General features: G+C 30.3%; 4 protein-coding genes. All 4 read right to left on the minus strand.

What is annotated here, in order from left to right:
* Nucleotides 1-22 precede the first annotated feature (22 nt).
* Nucleotides 23-616 carry an RNA polymerase sigma factor gene (locus tag CXF67_RS09190; protein ID WP_219621031.1) on the minus strand — a complete coding sequence of 198 codons (594 nt, stop codon included), beginning with the start codon at nt 614-616 and terminating at the stop codon, nt 23-25.
* A 187-nt stretch (nt 617-803) separates the two neighbouring features.
* On the minus strand, nt 804-1,352 hold the full coding sequence (locus tag CXF67_RS09195) for a carboxymuconolactone decarboxylase family protein (protein WP_102088485.1): 549 nt from the start codon (nt 1,350-1,352) through the stop codon (nt 804-806).
* 67 nt (nt 1,353-1,419) lie between these two features.
* Entirely contained in the window at nt 1,420-1,983 is a 564-nt protein-coding gene (locus CXF67_RS09200) for a TetR/AcrR family transcriptional regulator (protein WP_102088488.1), read from the minus strand.
* A gap of 392 nt (nt 1,984-2,375) precedes the next feature.
* On the minus strand, nt 2,376-2,628 hold a 253-nt coding region (locus tag CXF67_RS18460; protein WP_219621032.1), incomplete at its 5' end, for a hypothetical protein.

A 2,628-nucleotide genomic window follows, 5' to 3' on the forward strand; every position in this document is an offset into this window, starting at 1 on the left:
TTAAATTTTTAAACATATAGTTTTATTCCAATGGATTCAAAAAATCACCCAACCAAACTGTTTTTTTTGATTTTTCTTCTAACTCTTTAAGTTTTCGGATTTGTTTAATACACTTATATTTTTGGTTTATAGCATTATGCCTTGTACTATATCCATACTTTTCTTGAATCTGCTCAATATCCTTCTCCTTTAAAAAAAAGTCATTTAGAAGCCCATAGCAATGCGCTGTAATTCTTTGTAAGTATTCTTTCAGTCTTTCTGAGTAGGTTTTATCATTTCCTATGATATTAATACCAGACCCAGGTAAATCTATAGTTTGAATACTATTTGAATACAAATGCCTTTTGCGATCTCTTAGCTTTTTCAACCACAAATTCTTGGAGATAGCATATAAATAGGCATCAATGGATGCGGTTAGTTGAAATTGCTCTTGACGAATTTTCCCGATAAGTACGAACATTGTATCTTGAAATAAATCCTCTGCATCGGCAATACTTCCACTGTTATTTAGGACAAATTTGGAAATTTTTTTAAAATTATCTTTATGCAACCTACTAATGACAAAGTTGTTTTCTGTCTTCAAGTCTTCACTAATTTTATGTATTGTATTTGACATTAGCTATTATATTATTTTAAAGAATTTAAAACGGATAGGGTTTTGTTACAATTTAAATAATGTGTTCGTATATGAATAATAGTCATTCATATCCATTAATTGTCCGAAAGTAAAACACAAAAAAAATAAGAATAGTCATTGAATTTATAACTCAACCACTATTACTTATTCAAGTTATTGCAATCAGTTATTTACTCCAAGTAAATTTTTGAAATGGTTCATCAACAGGCGTATTAGCGATATGATTTGTATAATTGCTCATCGTTTTTTGTGCTACTCCTAATATGATATCTAAAACTTGTCGTTCTCCATATCCAGCGACATAAAAAGCTTCTAACGTTGCATCTGAAATTCGACCTCGATTTCTAACAATGCTTAAGGTAGTTTCATGTAATACTTGAAGTTTTTCATCTTGCAATCCTTTTCTATCTCGCAATGCTTCAGTTAATGTAGCATCCACTTCCATCATATGTGCTATTGCCGTATGTGCAGGAACACAATAATGACATTCGTGTTCAACATTAATGGTTTGCCAAACTACTGTTAGTTCTTCTGCATTAAATGATGAATTTTTAAAGAGCTCATGTAATGTTTTATAAGCCTCTAATGCCACTGGAGACTCAGCTAATACCCCATGTAAACCAGGTAACATTCCAAAACTTTTTACTGATTCAATTAATTTTGATTTGCTTCCTTCCGGAGCAGATTCCACTGTGTGAACTTTTAATGTACTCATGTTTCTATTTTATTTATGATTATTAAATTCTATTCTAAACAATCGTTTAGTTACTGATTAAAAAAAGCTACATACTTTTAAAAATGTTTTTGATATAATTGTGTAATTGTTTATCGTTAAATACTCTCGAAGCTGAAGCAAGTCCAAACATTGAAATAACCAAATAGTCTGCTTTTTCATCTATCTCAATATGATTAATATTTTCTTCTTGCCGCAATTTTCCTGCAAATAAGCTTCTTATGTTATTTGTAAATTCAGACAATTCTACAATTATTTTTGGATTTGTGTCCTCATTTAGCTCATTTGCAGCATTGGTTATCAAACAGCCTTTTCTCAACGTAGATTCTTTTGAAAATTCTATAAAGTCGAAGAAAAATTGCTTTATGGCCAGAACACCACCTGAGGAAACTTTTAAATCTCCTGTAATCTCCATTATTTTTCGCTTGTAACATTTTATACTTTCAAGGAAAACGCCGTCCTTATTTTCAAAACTTGCGTAGATCGAAAACTTATTGATTCCCATTTCTTTTTCAAGCATTTGCATTGAAGTAATTTCATAGCCTTTACGCCAGAATAAATACATTGCCTTTTCTATCACTTCTTCCTCTACATATTGTTTTTTTCTAGCCACCTCCACAAAAATAACTAATCGTTTAGTAAAGAAAAACTATTTTAACATTAAATAATTCTTATGTTGTGTGGGCTTCATCTTTTTAGAAATAAAATAAAACAATCAAGTTCTTTATCATTAAATTTGATAAAACCCATAGTCGAGTAAACAGTATGGTACCAAGTATTTATCTTATAAAGTAAGTTCAAATGACGTATCTAAAGTGTTGATTAAGAATTAAACTGAATAGAATCTTTTTGAAGATACTAGAAGTAATAAACTCTTCACAGAAGCCGAGGAGAATTTATTAAGTGGGCTCGTTTGGAAACTTAAAAGTACGCACTAGAAATACTATAGTTTAAGACATCGAATAGCTCTATTTCAAACCATGAAGACGAAAAATAAGTTTCTTTTTAAAATTCAAATGTGACGTCAAAGAGCATGCCTATAGCGATCATAAACTGTACAAAATCAGAAAAGCGAACCGCTGTAGTTAAAAACACATTGGAAATGCTTAAAAAAAACTCAAAACTGATTATAGCATTGTCTCCAGATGAAGTTTCCCTACATATTAATAGCCCACAGAACAAAGTCGTTATCCATATTGTGAATAATCCATAATATGAATCAGAATATTCACCCATTACTACTATGATAATACATCTA

Source organism: Psychroflexus sp. MES1-P1E (assembly GCF_002836055.1).
In the GTDB taxonomy this organism is placed as follows: Bacteria; Bacteroidota; Bacteroidia; order Flavobacteriales; family Flavobacteriaceae; genus Psychroflexus.